Source organism: Actinomyces sp. 2119 (assembly GCF_003591215.1).
GTDB classification, from domain to species: Bacteria; Actinomycetota; Actinomycetes; order Actinomycetales; family Actinomycetaceae; genus Actinomyces; species Actinomyces lilanjuaniae.
On record NZ_QYRR01000002.1, the window covers coordinates 373,780 to 388,640 of the forward strand.

General features: G+C 68.9%; 13 protein-coding genes and 1 tRNA gene. 10 read left to right on the forward strand and 4 right to left on the reverse strand.

All coding sequences use genetic code 11. From position 1 onward, the window contains the following. The first annotated feature begins 42 nt into the window (after positions 1-42). Entirely contained in the window at positions 43-1,353 is a 1,311-nt protein-coding gene (locus D4740_RS03495) for a hypothetical protein (protein ID WP_119835521.1), read from the forward strand. 59 nt (positions 1,354-1,412) lie between these two features. On the opposite strand, the gene D4740_RS03500 is transcribed toward D4740_RS03495, so the two are convergent. Further along, positions 1,413-2,345, reverse strand: coding sequence for a helix-turn-helix domain-containing protein (locus tag D4740_RS03500; protein WP_119835522.1), 933 nt, complete (start codon positions 2,343-2,345; stop codon positions 1,413-1,415). Positions 2,346-2,480: 135 nt separating this feature from the next. Between D4740_RS03500 and D4740_RS03505 the strand changes: the two genes are divergently transcribed. After that, positions 2,481-4,073, forward strand: coding sequence for an alpha/beta hydrolase (locus tag D4740_RS03505; protein ID WP_119835523.1), 1,593 nt, complete (start codon positions 2,481-2,483; stop codon positions 4,071-4,073). A gap of 48 nt (positions 4,074-4,121) precedes the next feature. Here the strand turns inward: D4740_RS03505 and D4740_RS03510 are convergent, their stop codons facing one another. Together D4740_RS03510 and D4740_RS03515 are read right to left on the reverse strand one after the other, a co-directional pair. Then, complete coding sequence (locus tag D4740_RS03510; RefSeq protein ID WP_119835524.1) at positions 4,122-5,138, reverse strand: asparaginase; 1,017 nt, start codon at positions 5,136-5,138, stop codon at positions 4,122-4,124. A gap of 1 nt (position 5,139) precedes the next feature. Then, positions 5,140-6,705 carry an amino acid permease gene (locus D4740_RS03515; protein ID WP_119835525.1) on the reverse strand — a complete coding sequence of 522 codons (1,566 nt, stop codon included), beginning with the start codon at positions 6,703-6,705 and terminating at the stop codon, positions 5,140-5,142. A gap of 408 nt (positions 6,706-7,113) precedes the next feature. On the opposite strand from D4740_RS03515, the gene D4740_RS03520 reads away from it, so the two are divergent. The 3 genes from D4740_RS03520 to D4740_RS03530 all read left to right on the forward strand — a co-directional run bounded on the left by D4740_RS03520 (position 7,114) and on the right by D4740_RS03530 (position 8,896). Next, a tRNA-Thr gene (locus tag D4740_RS03520) sits at positions 7,114-7,186 on the forward strand. Positions 7,187-7,678: 492 nt separating this feature from the next. Beyond that, the gene (locus tag D4740_RS03525) at positions 7,679-7,996 is read left to right on the forward strand and encodes an Lsr2 family protein (protein ID WP_119835526.1); all 318 of its coding nucleotides are present in this window, start codon (positions 7,679-7,681) and stop codon (positions 7,994-7,996) included. Between the two features lie 162 nt (positions 7,997-8,158). Beyond that, on the forward strand, positions 8,159-8,896 hold the full coding sequence (locus D4740_RS03530) for a phosphoglyceromutase (RefSeq protein ID WP_119835527.1): 738 nt from the start codon (positions 8,159-8,161) through the stop codon (positions 8,894-8,896). A gap of 133 nt (positions 8,897-9,029) precedes the next feature. Here D4740_RS03530 and phoU read toward each other — a convergent pair whose 3' ends face one another. Then, complete coding sequence (gene phoU / locus D4740_RS03535; protein WP_119835528.1) at positions 9,030-9,716, reverse strand: phosphate signaling complex protein PhoU; 687 nt, start codon at positions 9,714-9,716, stop codon at positions 9,030-9,032. Positions 9,717-9,826: 110 nt separating this feature from the next. Between phoU and D4740_RS03540 the strand changes: the two genes are divergently transcribed. From D4740_RS03540 to D4740_RS03560, 5 genes are all read left to right on the forward strand, one after another. Beyond that, positions 9,827-11,020, forward strand: coding sequence for a cell wall metabolism sensor histidine kinase WalK (locus tag D4740_RS03540; RefSeq protein WP_119835529.1), 1,194 nt, complete (start codon positions 9,827-9,829; stop codon positions 11,018-11,020). A gap of 1 nt (position 11,021) precedes the next feature. Next, a complete protein-coding gene (locus tag D4740_RS03545; RefSeq protein WP_119835530.1) occupies positions 11,022-11,741 on the forward strand; it encodes a response regulator transcription factor in 720 nt (239 codons plus the stop codon). A 111-nt stretch (positions 11,742-11,852) separates the two neighbouring features. Beyond that, positions 11,853-12,335, forward strand: coding sequence for a CarD family transcriptional regulator (locus D4740_RS03550; protein WP_119835531.1), 483 nt, complete (start codon positions 11,853-11,855; stop codon positions 12,333-12,335). Positions 12,336-12,407: 72 nt separating this feature from the next. Further along, positions 12,408-13,271, forward strand: a complete 864-nt coding sequence (locus tag D4740_RS03555; RefSeq protein WP_119835532.1) for a 2-C-methyl-D-erythritol 4-phosphate cytidylyltransferase — start codon at positions 12,408-12,410, stop codon at positions 13,269-13,271. A 10-nt stretch (positions 13,272-13,281) separates the two neighbouring features. Then, a complete protein-coding gene (locus D4740_RS03560; RefSeq protein WP_119835533.1) occupies positions 13,282-14,784 on the forward strand; it encodes an MFS transporter in 1,503 nt (500 codons plus the stop codon). Positions 14,785-14,861: the final 77 nt, after the last annotated feature.

Here is a 14,861-nt window from a genome sequence, read left to right on the forward strand (position 1 = left end):
CGTGGAGGGGTCGTAGAGAGATCGTGGAGAAGAGGAGAGCACGTGTCAGCGACCAGTCCCGTTCCAGGCCCCGGCTCCTCCTACGGGCCGCCGCGCCTGGTGCGTCGGCCGAACCTGTCTGCCCGCGTGAACGGGGGCCTGATGATCCTGATCGGGCTGGCGATGTGCGCCATTCTGACGCGCATGGTGAGCGCGTTCCAGGAACCCGCAGGGGCCGGGTCGTTCCTGCTGTTGATCGGCCTCATACGCACTGTGGGCCTGGCGATGGGCCTGGGGGCTGTCGTGGCCGGGGTGGTGCCGTTGCGGCAGCGCACGGTCTTTGACGCCACCGGTATCCACTCCCGGGGGCTCCTCCGCACCAGGCACCTGCCGTGGCCCTGCTCGCGGGCCGCCTTCGTCGTCGACGTGTCGGTCCGCCGCGACCACGCCAGCCCGTCGAGAACAGGTGTCTCCCGGCGCGGGGCAGTGACGGTGCTCGGCCGGGTGGAGGTCTCAGCCGGTGGCCGCCGGACCAGGCTGGCCGCCCCGCGTGTCTCGGCGGTCGGCAGGGAAGGGGTCCGGGACCGCCTTGAGGCAGAGGTCGACGAGATCTGGGCGTGGGCACGGGCCAACGGGTACGTCTGCCCCGTCGGGGCCGTCCCTGGCCCCGACGGGGCGCCCGGCGCTGTGGTTGCCACGGAGACGAGCAGTCCCGGTGGTGTGTCGGCCGACCCGTCCCTGGTGAGCCAGGAACCGCTTGTCCTCAGAAGGAGGCTGACAACCTGGCTGCCGCGCGTGGTCCTTGCCGTCGTCTACGCCGTGGTGGGATGGCTCGCCTCCAGCGTCATCCTCCCCCGGATTCAGGAGGCACACAGCGTGTCTGCCGACCCTTCCGTCGGCTCCGTCCGGCCGCAGGGCTACCTCCTTGCGACCCTTCTTGTCGCGGTGCCACTCCTGCTTGCTGCCGTCCAGCTGTTCCACGCTTACAGGAGCGCGTGCACGCGTCTGACGGTCACCCGGGAGGGTCTGTCCCACGTCGACGGGCTGCGGGCCAGGTGGCTGGACTGGCCGAGGTCGCGGTCCTCCATCTTCGTCACACTGCGCGCCTCCGGCGGGCGCACCACTGCGGCGGTCGTCGTGGTTGCTGCTGATGGCTCCGGTGCCCTGCTGCCCGCGCTGGCCTGGAGGTCCAGGGATGAGCGTCAGGCGATCCTGTGCGCCCTGGAGGCGGTAGAGACGATCTGGATGTGGGGTGTCTCTCGCGGTGTGGTCCATGATGACGGCGTCTACCAGCCTCTGGCCGACCTGGAGGCGGAGCAGGCCCGGGTGAGAAGCGCGCAGCGAGCTGACTACCTCCTGCGAGGGACGCGGTGAGCGAGCCGTCAGCCTGCTGAGTCGGCACCTCGACCCGCCCCCAAGCAAGGTTTGTGACGTCAGCTGGCTATGTGCGTGTCCCTGGCCGGCTGCGTGGCAGAGGCGACCTCGCTGGCGGCCCAGGAGGCCAGCAGCCGCATGGCGTCGGCGCTGGGGCTGCCTGGCTCCACCCCGTAGACCACCATGGTCAGGCCCGGGCTGCTGGTCATCGCGGTGGACTCGCAGACCAGGTGCATCTGCCCGACCACCGGGTGGTGCACCAGCTTGTCCGCCCGACACACGTAGCGCACGTCGTGGCGTGCCCACATGACGGAGAACTCGCGGCTGTGAGTGGACAGCTCACCGACGAGCGCCGTTAGCTCCGGGTCGCCGGGGTTCGAGCCTGCCGCCAGCCGCAGCATGGCCACCAGGTCCTCAGCCCCCTGCTCCCAGCGGGGGAAGAAGGAGCGCGAGCGCTCGTCCAGGAACATGAACCGGGGCATGCTCGGTCTCGCGCTGCCCCTGCCACTACCGTTCCTGGCTAGCCCGGGGGCGGGGTCAACGAACAGCGGGGAGTAGAGCGCCCGGGCCATAAGGTTGGTGGCCAGGTAGCTGCCGGTGGCGTCGTGGACGGCTGCGGGCATCGGCATGGAGTCCAGGATCCACTGCACCCCGGGACGTAGGGCGCTGTCGGCCTGGTGGGAGCGGTGGCTCCGTACCTGCCCGCTGGGGCTGGCCGAGCGGGCCAGGTCGTGCAGGTGCTGGGTCTCCGCGTCGTCCAGGAGGAGCGCCTGGCTCAAGGCGTCCAGGACCTCCCGGGAGGCTCCTGACAGGTTCCCGCGCTCCAGGCGGGTGTAGTAGTCCACGCTCACGCCGGCCAGAAGGGCTACCTCCTCGCGGCGAAGCCCCGGCACGCGCCGGTTCCCGGCAGTGACAGGAAGCCCGGCCATCTGCGGTGTCACCCTGGCGCGGCGCGTGGTGAGGAACCTCTTGATCTCCTGGCGGATGTCCATGGGAGCCAGGCTACGTGGTGGTGCCCCCTGCCGGGAGGTTCCCTCGGGTCCCCCCCAGGGGCACGGGACACAGGTACGGATGGCTCCGCCCTGGGAAGGAGAGACGCGAGCCTAGCGTGCTCGTAGGCTCGCCTCGTGAACACCTCTACGACCAGACGCCGTGTTCGTCGGCCCCTCGCCGTATCGTGCGCCCTGCTGCTCGCGTGCACGGGCCTGACTGCCTGCCAGGGGGGTGAGCCTGTCGCGGCGACCCCTGCCTCTGCCGATGCCTCTCCGCAGGTCCCGGTCGGCCTGGAGACCTACTACTCCCAGGAGGCCGACTGGTACCCGTGCAGCGACGGCATGGACAAGACGCAGGAGGACACCGGCTACACCTGTGCCACCGTCTCTGTCCCCTTGGACTATGACGACCCGGAGGGGGAGACCATTGACATCGCGATGAAGAGGCGCGCCGCCGACGGGGAGTCGGCGGGCGTGCTGCTGGTCAACCCCGGTGGCCCTGGCGGCTCGGGGGTCACTATTGTCGAGAACGTGAGGGAGCGGTTCTCCCGGGACGTAACGGACAGCTACGATGTCGTCGGCTTTGACCCGCGTGGCGTGGGGCAGTCCACCGCCGTGGACTGCTGGACCGACGCTGAGCTCGATGAGCGGCGCAGTGGCACCGACGGGCAGGAGGAGAACGCCTCCCCCCAGCAGGCCGCTGCCGCTGCCCAGGAGGACGAGGCCGCCTGCCATGAGGCCACCGAGGTCCCCGGGCTCCTGGACCACGTCTCAACCGAGAGCGCCGCCCGCGACCTTGACGTCCTGCGCGCTGTCAACGGCCAGGACGTGCTGACCTACCTGGGCTACTCCTACGGGACCTACCTGGGGGCGACCTACGCCGACCTGTTCCCTGACAACGTGGGTCGCATGGTCCTGGACGGTGGCCTTGACCCCGCCCTCAGCCTGGACGAGGTCGCCCAGGGCCAGGCTGAGGGCTTTGAGCGGGCGCTGCGCGTCTATGTCGAGGACTGCCAGTCCGGGCCGTCCTGCCCTCTTAGCGGGGACGTCGACTCCGGGGTCGAGCAGGTCCGCCAGCTCCTGGACTCCATCGCCACCTCCGCGATCCCCACCAGTGACTCCAGCAGGTCGCTGACCCGCCCCCTGGCGCGCTCCGCTGTCCTGGGATCCCTCTATGACCCCGACACCTGGGGGGACGTGCTGACGACGGGGCTGGGCCAGGCCATGGGGGACAACCCGGACGGCTCGACGCTGCTTGCTGTGGCTGACGCCTTCGCTCAGCGGGACAGTCAGGGCGCTTACCGGGGCAACAGCTCGGAAGCCATCACCGCTGTCAACTGCCAGGACTACCCTGTCGAGGGTGACGAGGCGGCCTGGGAGCAGCAGGCGCAGGCCGTGAGGCAGGCCTCGCCTACCTTTGGCGAGGAGCTGACCTACGCCCACGCCTACTGTCAGGGCTGGGACCACTTCTCCGGCAACGAGAACAGCGAGGTCACGGCCAGCGGCGCCGCCCCGATCCTGGTCGTCGGCACCACGGGCGACCCGGCGACCCCCTACGAGTGGTCGGTCTCCCTGGCCGACCAGCTGGAGTCTGGTCGGCTTCTCACCTGGGAGGGTGAGGGGCACACGGCCTACGGCCGTGCTGGCGAGTGTGTGGGTGACGTTGTTGACGCCTACCTGCTGAGGGGGGACCTGCCGCAGGATGACCTGACCTGCTCCGGCGACTGAGCCCGTGTCGGCGCCCGTGTGCTCCCTGCCCCCGCCGAGGCGCTCGGGCTAGCCGGGCTGCTGGGCCTGCTCGGTCAGTTCTCCGGCAACTGAGCGCCCCACGGCGGCGGCCAGGTCGGCTCCGCGCAGACCCTGGCTGAGCAGGAACTGGACCTTGGCGTAGGTGGCCTCCAGGGTCATGTCTGCACTGCCGACCGCTCCGGCGCGGGCCAGCGCGTCACCGGCCTCGTAGTGGCCCAGGAGGACCTCAGCCTCCTGGCACTGGGAAGCGACGACGACTGCCGTACCTGCTGCGACGGTCTCCTTGATCACGGTGGTCAGGCCGGGCTCCTGGCTGGGGACGTTGCCCACGCCGAATGCCCGTAGCACGACGGCCTCCGGTTGGGGGGTCAGCATGGCCTCCAGCCGCTGGGCGGTGATACCGGGAGCCAGGTCCGCCACGACCACGTCGTGGCGGGTGTAGGGCAACGCCCTGGGCCAGCCTGATCCCTGGGCCTGCGGGGGCGACCACTGCCAGGGTGCTCCTGTCATGGCCAGGGGCGCGGCGTTGGGGGAGGTGAAGCCCTTGAAGGCCCACGACGAGCTCTTGGTGGCACGGTTGCCGGCCAGGAGGCGGTGGCCGAAGAACAGGGCCACTGTCTCCAGGCGTCCGCTCGTGGCCGCTCGCAGTGCCCCGGTGACGTTGGGGGCGGCGTCCGAGCCCACGACGCCCAGCGGCAGCTGGGAGCCGGTGATGACCACGGGGCAGGGGAAGTCGGTGAGGGCGTAGGACAGGGCGGCGGAGGTGTAGGCCATGGTGTCGGTGCCGTGCAGGACCACGAAGGCCTGGTGCGGGTCCGAGGCGGCGTGGGCGCGCAGGTCCTCCACGACAGCCTGCCAGGACAACGGCGTCGCGTTGGAGGAGTCGATGAGCGGGTCCAGGGCTGTCATCGTCACGTTCTGGGCGAGGTCGGTGCCGTCCAGGAGGGTGGCGAGCCACCCCTCTAGGTCTGCGCCCGGGACCAGCCCACGAGGGGAGTCCACCATCCCGATGGTCCCCCCGGTGTAGGTGATGTGGACGCGCATGTCAGTCCTCCCGGGCTGGGGCGGCCGGGTGCGGCCCGGAGCCTGGGCCGCAGGAGGCGGCAGGACCGTCAGTACCGCCGGGGTCAGCGGAGGCTGCGGTGTCCTCAGCCAGGACCTCGTCGAGGAGGTCCCCACGGATGCGGCCGCGCACCGCGTACCAGCCAGCCACCATCATGACGACGATGGCGGCGAACAGCGCCAGCGTCCAGCGTCCGGCAGGGCTGGTGAGGTTGGAGGCCACCACGATGGTGAAGAAGAGGAGGGCGGCGTAGGTGGACCAGGGTGCCCAGGGCATCTTGTAGTCGGGCCGGGTCTCCTCCCCTGCTCTGACTTTTCGCAGGTAGGCGAGGTGGGTGACCAGAATGGCCGCCCAGGTACCTGCGATACCGATTCCAGCAAGGTTCATGACGATCTCGAAGGCGTCCTCGGGCAGGTGGGCGTTGAGCACGACCCCCAGCAGCCCCAGCGCGGAGGTGAGGGTGATGCCCCCGGCAGGTACCTGGTTCCTGTTGAGCCCCGCCGCGACCCTGGGTGCCTCTCCCGCCACGGCCATTGACCGCAGGGTGCGTCCGGTGGCGTACAGGCCGGCGTTGAGGGAGGACATGGCTGCGGTGAGGACGACAACCTGGATGATGTCTCCGGCGTGGGGGATGCCCAGGCCGGAGAAGAAGGTGACAAAAGGTGACTCGTTGGCGGAGTAGGCCGTGTAGGGCAGGACCAGCGCCATGAGGGCTACCGACCCTACGTAGAAGACGAAGATGCGCAGGATCATGGAGTTGATGGCCTTGGGAAGCACGCGTTCCGCGTCCTTGGCCTCCCCAGCGGCCACACCTACCATCTCGGTGCCCCCGAAGGCGAACACCACACCGAGCGTCAGCGCGAAGACGATTGGCAGGCCCTCGGGAAAGATGCCGGAGTTGTCGGTGATGTTGTGGATGCCTGCGGTGGACTCGCCGACCGGAGCCCCCACGAGGATAGCCCAGATGGCGGCCACCATGAATGCGACGATGGCGGCGACCTTGATGAGGGCGAACCAGAACTCAGCCTCGCCGAACATCTTGACATTCATCATGTTGAGGGCGAACACGAGAGCTAGGGCGACCAGCGCGAGAACCCACTGGGGTATCACGTGGAAGGCGCTCCAGTAGCGCAGGTAGAGGGCGACGGCGGTGATGTCGGCCATGACGGTGACCGACCAGTCCAGGAAGAACAGCCAGCCGGTGACGAAGGCGCCCTTCTCCCCCAGGAACTCCCGTGCGTAGGAGACAAAAGCCCCGGAGGAGGGCCTGCGGATCGCCAGCTCGCCTAGTGCTCGTACCATGAGGAAGGCGAACAGGCCGCACACGGCGTAGGCGATGGCCAGGCCGGGGCCGCCCTGGGCAAGACGTCCACCGGCGCCGAGGAACAGGCCGGTGCCGATGGACCCGCCGATGGCGATCATCTGGAGGTGACGGTTCTTGAGGGACTTGTTGTAGCCGGTGTCCCCTCTGTCTTGGACACAGGGCTCCTGCCCTGGTGCAGAGCCCCCTCCGGGTGAGGTACGAGGCGGGTGGGAGGTCTGTGCCATGGCTGTCCTTCCGGGTCGGAGGTCATGCGGCGCGTGTGCTGGTAGCCGCTGTGCGCCTGTCTCGTGGAGGGTGGGCGGACACCGCGGCGTCCTGGCAGCCCGCTCCCCGGTGCTCCGCTGGGAGCGCAGACAGCTGCGGTGCCGTCGGCGCCGACCAGGGCGGGGGCGGGCCTGCTGGAACCAGGCTAGCGTTTTTCCCTAGGTGCGGCTGTGCGCCGGGCGGTCGCGGCTGGCTGTGCGCTCCCTCAGGTGGGCAGAAACAGCGGCTCTGCCGTGAGGCCGCAGACGGCCCTGTCTGGTGGTCGAGGTGTTCCTGCTGTGTCCAGAAACACCGTCTGCTCGTCCGGGTGCAGATTGCACGCAGGGCTCTCGGACCGGTATGTTCGGCACGCCCGCATCCAGCGGTGCGCCGCCTTAGCTCAGTCGGCAGAGCGATTCACTCGTAATGAATAGGTCGTGGGTTCGATTCCCACAGGCGGCTCGACCGGCAGCCTGGCACCATGTGCCAGGCTGCCGTCGTCTGTAGTGCCTGTGCCTGCGGGACAGGGCAGCACGCTGCGACATTACTCGGGCCCAGGAGGGAACGACAGGAGAGGTCGGGGCGGTGCAGCCTGCACGCGTCGGCCTGTAGAACCTCGCGACGACTGGCCGTCGGCTGTCGGTACCCATCCTGGGAGGATTCTGAGAAAATAGGTGGCTGATATTGAAAAGCCCTCCTGCTGCGCTCCTGCCGGGACGCGGCTGACCCATGGTCCCGTCATGTTCTTCCCTGCTGGTGCCGTGAGCACGTCCTTGTCGGCTACGCCTGCTTTCCCTCCGAGGCTGCTATCCGGATAACCCTGTGGAGTCGGCGAGGTTAGAGGGCGTCGTCTGATGACGAGTGTTGCATCAATTCTGGAAGACGTTTAGTCTAGATGCCGTCCGGAGCGGGATTCGCTCAGGTAATCCCGCACCCGTATCTGATTGAGGGACCATGGCACAGAAGACGCAAGTCATCCTTGTCGACGACGTCGACGGCTCCGAGGCGACCCAGACCATCACCTTCGCGCTTGACGGCGTTACCTACGAGATTGACGTAAACGACGAGCACGCGGCCGCTCTTCGTGAGTCTCTTGAGGAGTGGGTGGCAAAGGCTCGTCGAGTCGGCGGGCGGCGTAACACCCGGCGCCGCTCCTCTGGGTCGTCGGACACGCAGAAGATCCGCGAGTGGGCGCGGGAGCAGGGTATGGAGGTCTCCGACCGCGGGCGTGTCTCGGCGGAGATCCGCGACGCCTACTACAAGGCCCACTGAGAGGCGCGGCGCGAGGCTGCGTCGGCCGCGCAGCCCGTGTGCTGACGCCCAGGTCGTGGACGTGTGCCGTAGCCAGGGCGTACTGCCCTGTGACTCGGGTCCTCGGCGCCCTGGGACCTCTGGGGTCTCGCGTCGCGGAGCGCGGCCTGGCAGGATAGGCCTATGGCTTACACCCTCGTGCTGCTCCGCCACGGCGAGAGCGAATGGAACGCAAAGAACCTCTTTACCGGCTGGGTCGATGTGCCGCTGTCAGACAAGGGGCGTGCAGAGGCTGTCCGCGGCGGCGAGCTTCTCAAGGAGGCGGGAGTCCTGCCCGAGAAGCTCTTCACCTCCGTGCTGCGCCGTGCCATCATGACCGCTAACCTGGCTCTGGATGCTGCGGACCGCCACTGGATTCCTGTGGAGCGGCACTGGCGTCTCAACGAACGTCACTACGGCGCCCTGCAGGGTAAGAACAAGAAGGAGATCCGGGACGAGTACGGAGAGGAGCAGTTCATGCTCTGGCGTCGCTCCTACGACGTCCCTCCCCCGGAGATCGAGTTAGGCTCGGAGTTCTCCCAGGACTCGGATCCCCGTTACGCCGGGGAGCCCATTCCTGCCACGGAGTGCCTGAAGGACGTGCTGGAGCGTCTGCTGCCCTACTGGGAGGGCACGGTCGTCCCGGAGATCCGGACGGGCAGGACCGTCATGATCGCCGCCCACGGCAACTCGCTGCGGGCAATCGTCAAGCATCTTGACGAGATCTCCGACGAGGACATTGCCGGTGTCAACATTCCGACCGGTATCCCGCTCGTCTACGAGCTCGACGAGGAGACTCTCAGGCCACTGACCAAGGGTGGCCGCTACCTTGACCCTGAGGCCGAGGCCAAGATCGCCGCAGTGGCTAACCAGGGCAGGTGAGTCGGTGCGAGACGGCGGCTGCTGAGGCTGTCGCCGCTCGCTTCTCCGGCTGTCTGGGACCCTACTGGGACTGAGACGTGGGCCGTGCACCCCTGCAGCCGGGTGCACGGCCCACGTGGCGTGTGGTGGTGGGTCAGCGCCGGTGCAGGGCGTCGGCGTCCTCGTTGTCGTGGGTCTCCGGCAGCGACGCCCCTGAGACCAGGTAGGCGACTCGGCGGGCTACGGAGGTGGAGTGGTCCCCGAACCGCTCCAGGAAGCGGCCCAGCAGGACCGCGTCGATAACCTGCTGGCGGCTCAGTTCGTGAGCTGGGTCCAGGATCATCTGGAAGGACCTGCGGTGCAGGGCGTCCAGCTTGCTGTCCCCGGCCTCGATCGTCTTGGCCAGGCCCAGGTCCCTGGTCTCGATCAGGCGGGCCACGTCCCTGCCCGCGCGGACAGCCAGGTCCGCCATCTGCAGGAGGAGGCCGAGGACCGGCTCAGGGGCGGGGGGCTCGGGGTAGCGTCCCCGGGCGATTGCCGCGACATGGCGGGCCAGGTCTCCCTGGCGCTCCAGGGTCTGGGCTACCCGCAGGGCGGACAGGACGTGGCGGAGGTCGCCGGCAACCGGTTGCTGGCGGGCCAGCAGCATGACGCACAGGTCGTCGATGTCACGCTGGAGGTCGTTGATGCGCTCGTCGGCGTCAATGACCTGCTCGGCGACAATGATGTCGCCGTGACGCAGGGACTCCGCGGCGCGCTCGACAGCGGTGGCGACCTGGTGCGCCATGGACTCAAGGTCAGCGCCCAGCTGGCTGAGCTCCTGGTGGAAGATCTCACGCACGACATGCTCCTTGTCCTTGATTGTTCCTCGGCTGTTCCTTTGCTGTTCCTCAGCCTCGTAGGGGGCGTGGGAGGCCTGCGAGGACGGCCTCGGCTTCTAACCTAGAGGACGTGGAAGCTGTCTGGTTGCTCATCGCTGCTGTCGTTGGGGCGGCAGCAGGGGTGGTCGCTGTCCTGGCCGTGGGCGGGGCGCGCGGCAGGAGGCGCGGCCAGTCCTCCCCGCAGCCGGGAGGACTGGCCGGGACCGATACGGTCGTCTCCGTCCTGGCGGCCCTGAGCTCCACTGTCGTCGTCCTGGACGAGGACGACGAGGTCCTGCGAGCCTCAGCCAGCGCCTACACCTACAACATCGTGCGCGACGACGCTGTGGCCGAGCCTGCCGTGGCCGCGATGGTGGCAGCGGTGCGGGCCACGGGATTGCCTCAGGAGGCTCCCGTGACGGTGGCTCGGGGGCCCGTCAGCGGTGCGGGGCAGTTCTACCTCCAGGTGCGGGTGGCTGGGCTGGGGCAGGGGCGCGTGCTCGTCCTTGCGGAGGACCGTACAGCAGCACGGAGGGTGGAGGAGATGCGCCGGGACTTTGTCGCCAACGTCTCCCACGAGCTCAAGACTCCTGTCGGTGCGATAGCGCTGCTGGCCGAGACCGTGGAGGAAGGCGCTCGTGACCCTGCCCTGGATCCGGGTTTCGTGAGCGACTACGCGGGGCGCATACGCAAGGAGGCGCGTCGCCTGGAGGTGCTTGTCCACGAGATTATCGAGCTGACGCGGCTCCAGGAGGGTGACGCCCTGGAGGAGCCCGAGGAGGTCGACCTCGACGAGGTGGTCGCCGAGGCTCTGGACCGTGTCAGGGTGGAGGCGGAGGCCTGCCAGGTCGAGCTGGTCTCCGGGGGTGTGCCGGGACTGCGGGTCCGTGGCGACGCCGCTCTTATCACCACGGCTGTACGCAACCTCCTGGACAACGCGGTGCGTTACTCCGGCCCCCGTAGCCGGGTGGCTGTGGGCACCTCCCTGGACGAGCGTGACGACGGCCTGGTGCGCGTCGCGGTCGTGGACCAGGGCGTCGGGATCAGCAAGGACGAGCAGGACCGGGTCTTCGAGCGGTTCTACCGGGTGGACAGGGCACGTTCGCGCTCCACTGGCGGCACGGGGCTGGGGCTGAGCATCGTCAAGCACGTCGCTGCCGACCACGGAGGTGCTGTCGAGGTGTGGTCCGCCCCGGGGCGGGGCTCGACCTTCACCCTGGTCCTGCCCCGACTGCGCGGGCGGGAGACTGGGCTGCTCCAGGGGCCGGCAGCGGGAGGGCAGTGACGTGACGCGTATCCTCCTGGTTGAGGACGAGGAGAACTTTCGTGAGCCGCTGACGCTAAGTCTGAGGCGCGACGGGTTTGAGGTGGTCCAGGCCGTGGACGGGGTCGCTGCGGTGGAGATCTTTGAGGCCGCCTCCGCCCCCGGTGGCTGCGGGCCGATAGACCTGGTCCTGCTGGACCTGATGCTGCCACGCCTGAGCGGGACCGAGGTCTGCCGCCGGATCCGGCGCGGCTCCGCAGTGCCCATCATCGTGCTCAGCGCCAAGGACTCCGAGGTGGACAAGATCGTGGGGCTGGAATTGGGTGCCGACGACTACGTCACCAAGCCTTACTCCTACCGGGAGCTGGCTGCCCGGGTCAACGCGGTGCTACGACGCAGCCGGGTGGCCAGCCTGCGGCAGGAGGAAGGGCTGGTGCTGGAGGCGGGACGCGTCGTCATGGACCTGGGGCGTCACGAGGTGCGGGTTGACGCAGAGGTGGTAGCGATGCCGCTGCGTGAGTTCGAGCTCTTGGAGCTGTTCCTGCGTCACCAGGACCGGGTTCTCACCCGCCGCCAGATTATCGACGAGGTATGGGGTACTGACTACGTAGGTGACACCAGGACTCTCGACGTCCACGTCAAGCGGCTGCGTGCCAAGATCGAGGCGGACCCCTCTCGTCCCACGATGCTGGTCACTGTGCGCGGCCTGGGCTACCGGCTTGTCCCCGCCCCTGGTACCTGACCTCTGTGTTGCGGCGCGGGAGGGTAGGACTCCTGTGAGATACGTCCCCGACGTTACGGCAGAGTTCCCTGATAAACTAGGGCTCCACAAACAACCTGGAGAGTCATCCCTATGACCTTTGAGATCGGCGAGACCGTTGTCTACCCCCACCACGGCGCAGCTCGGATTATTGATATTCGACAGCGCAAAGTGCGGGGAGAGTCCAAGACCTACCTGCAGCTTGAGGTGGCTCAGGGGGATCTGACAATTCTTGTCCCTGCGGAGAGCGTCGAGCTGATCGGGGTTCGTGACGTCGTCGATGAGACCGGTCTGGAGAGAGTTTTTGACGTTCTGCGGGCCCCGCTGACAGAGGAACCCACCAACTGGTCGCGGCGTTTCAAGGCCAACCAGGAGAAGATCGCCTCCGGTGACGTCATCAAGGTGGCTGAGGTGGTTCGTGACCTGTCCCGCCGCGACACGGACCGGGGACTGTCTGCCGGAGAGAAGCGGATGCTCGCCAAGGCCAGGCAGATCCTGGTCTCTGAGCTGGCTCTGGCCCAGAAGACCCCGGAGGAGGTTGCCGAGTCCCGGCTGGACGAGGCGCTGGCATCCTGATCTCGGCGGGCACGACGGTTCCACGCTACTGTCCCCTGTGTGAGCCCCACCCGCCCTTCCAGCTCTCCTGCCATGTCACTTGCCCCTCCCGCGCAGGGCGTGGTGGCTGTCTTGACCGCAGCCGGCTCAGGCCGTCGGCTGGGGGCGGGAGGCCCCAAGGCCTTGGTGAGGGTGGGAGGGCTGTCCCTGCTACGTCGTGCTGCCCAGGGGCTTGTTGACTCCGGTGTGGTGGACCATGTCATAGTGACCGCGCCAGCCGCAGAGCTGGACCGCTTCCGCGTCGAGGTAGACGCGGTGGCGGCCGAGGCTGTCGAGGTCGTGGCGGGCTCGCCCGTCTCTCGGCAGGCCTCGGTCCGTCTGGGTCTGGAGGCTGCGCTGGACAGGATGCCGGGTGCCGAGGTGGTGCTGGTTCACGACGCGGCCCGGGCGCTGACCCCGCCGGAGGTGACGCGTCGGGTCGTGGCTGCGGTGCGCGCGGGCCACGGTGCGGTGGTCCCCGCCCTGGCCGTTGCCGACACGGTCAAGGAGGTGGCCCCCGGGCTCGTCGCGGCCCAGCCCGGGCCGGCGTACCTGTCGGCGGTGCCGGACCGTCCTGGGTGCCTGGAGTCGGGAGGTGAGGAGCCGCCCGGGCCCTGGGCCGAGGCCGTCGTCGGCACGCCCGAGCGTGCGCGGCTGCGCGCCGTGCAGACCCCGCAGGGCTTCTCAGCCGGTGTCCTGGTGTCGGCCCACCGGGCCGGCGCCGCCAGAGAGGTGGACGAGGCCCTGGCGGCCTCGGACGATGCCGGGCTGGTCGAGGCCCAGGGCGGGCGGGTCGTCGTCGTGGCCGGGCATGAGCAGGCCTTCAAGATCACCACGCCCCTGGACCTGGCCCTGGCTGAGGCTGTCCTGCGCGACGAGGATTCCCGTACGCGCCCGCCCTCGTCCGGGGAGCAGTAGTGTTCCTACCATGACAAAGCCTGCCCCGCCCTCCTCACGACTCCCGGCAGACGCAGGCGCGCCGCGTGCCTGCCCCTGGGCCTCCTCCCCGCGCCGCTCGTCGCTGCTGACCTGGCCCGTCCTCGCCTGGGGGCTGTGGGACTGGGGGTCGGCGGCTTTCAACGCCGTCATCACGACCTTTGTCTTCACCGTCTACCTCACCAGCGAGGCCTTTGGTCCCGAGGCCTCCACCCAGTCCGCGCTCAGTACCGGGCTGGCTGTGGCGGGCGTGTGCATCGCACTCCTGGCACCGGTCACCGGCCAGCGCGCGGACCGGGCCGGACGCACCGTGTTCTGGCTGGCTGCCTACACGGCTGTCGTGGTGGCTGTGTCCGCGGCGATGTTCCTGGTTCTGCCCCGGCCGGGCTACCTGTGGCTGGGGATCGTCCTGCTGGGGGTGGGCAACGTCTTCTTTGAGCTGGCCACCGTCAACTACAACGGCATGCTGGGTCACCTGGCTACCAGGGACAGGATCGGGGCCGTCTCCGGCCTGGGGTGGGGCATGGGCTATATCGGGGGCATCGTCCTGCTGCTCATCGTCTACGTCGGCTTCATACAGCCGCAGGTGGGGTGGTTCGGCGTCACTGGCGAGGACGGCCTGGACGTCCGGGTGTCGGTGCTGCTGTCGGCCCTGTGGTTTGGAGTGTTCGCCCTACCGGTCGTGGTGACGCAGTCCGGGCGGGGCGCCAGACGCCGCCGTGCTCGGGTCGCCGTGGCCAACCAGGAGGAGGCCAGCCGGGGTCAGGAGCGACAGGCAGCCACCATGGAGACTGGACCTGACGACCAGCAGGAGCAGGTGCCCAGACGCCGTGAGTCACTGGTCGCCTCCTACGTGGGCCTGTGGCGCACCCTTGCGCGTCTGCGCCATGACCACCCGGAGGTCTTGTGGTTCCTCCTGGCCTCCGCCGTGTTCCGTGACGGGCTGGCGGGCGTGTTCACCTACGGCGGCGTCATCGCCCAGGCGACCTTCGGCTTCTCTGCCGGGGACGTTGTCGTCTTCGCCGTCGCCGCGAACCTGGTGGCCGGGGTGACCACAATTGCTGCCGGACGTCTGGACGACGCCGTCGGAGCCCGTCGGGTCATCCTGGGCAGCCTTGCCGTCCTGGTGGTAGCAGGGGTCCTGGTCTTCGTCCTGCACGACGCGGGAGCCGGCGTCTTCTGGGCGCTGGGACTGGTCCTGTCCGGCTGCGTGGGGCCGGCCCAGTCGGCGTCGCGCTCGTTCCTGGCGCGGCTTATCCCGCCGGGCCGGGAGGGGGAGGTCTTCGGGCTCTACGCCACCACCGGGCGGGCGGTGTCCTTCCTGGCACCCATGATGTACGGGGCGTTCCTAGGGGTGGGCGCCTCGGTCGAGGGCGCGAGTGCCACCCACTGGGGGGTCCTGGGAGTAGTCGCGGTCGTGCTGGCGGGCCTGCTGCTCATGCTGCGGGTCAGGGACACCGACGGGCAGGTCGCCCTCGGTGGCGCCGGGGCGTGACGCTGGGCCGAGGGCAGACTGTACGCCGGGCGTGCGGGTCAGAGCGTGCCTGGAGCCGCTCAGCCTGCTTGCGGCGG

Excerpts from the sequence above, each read along its gene's own strand:
- D4740_RS03560 (WP_119835533.1), top strand. The coding sequence starts at position 13,282 with ATGACAAAGCCTGCCCCGCCCTCCTCACGACTCCCGGCAGACGCAGGC.
- D4740_RS03530 (WP_119835527.1), top strand. The coding sequence starts at position 8,159 with ATGGCTTACACCCTCGTGCTGCTCCGCCACGGCGAGAGCGAATGGAAC.
- D4740_RS03515 (WP_119835525.1), bottom strand. The coding sequence starts at position 6,705 with ATGGCACAGACCTCCCACCCGCCTCGTACCTCACCCGGAGGGGGCTCT.
- D4740_RS03500 (WP_119835522.1), bottom strand. The coding sequence starts at position 2,345 with ATGGACATCCGCCAGGAGATCAAGAGGTTCCTCACCACGCGCCGCGCC.
- D4740_RS03550 (WP_119835531.1), top strand. The coding sequence starts at position 11,853 with ATGACCTTTGAGATCGGCGAGACCGTTGTCTACCCCCACCACGGCGCA.
- D4740_RS03555 (WP_119835532.1), top strand. The coding sequence starts at position 12,408 with ATGTCACTTGCCCCTCCCGCGCAGGGCGTGGTGGCTGTCTTGACCGCA.
- D4740_RS03525 (WP_119835526.1), top strand. The coding sequence starts at position 7,679 with ATGGCACAGAAGACGCAAGTCATCCTTGTCGACGACGTCGACGGCTCC.
- D4740_RS03510 (WP_119835524.1), bottom strand. The coding sequence starts at position 5,138 with ATGCGCGTCCACATCACCTACACCGGGGGGACCATCGGGATGGTGGAC.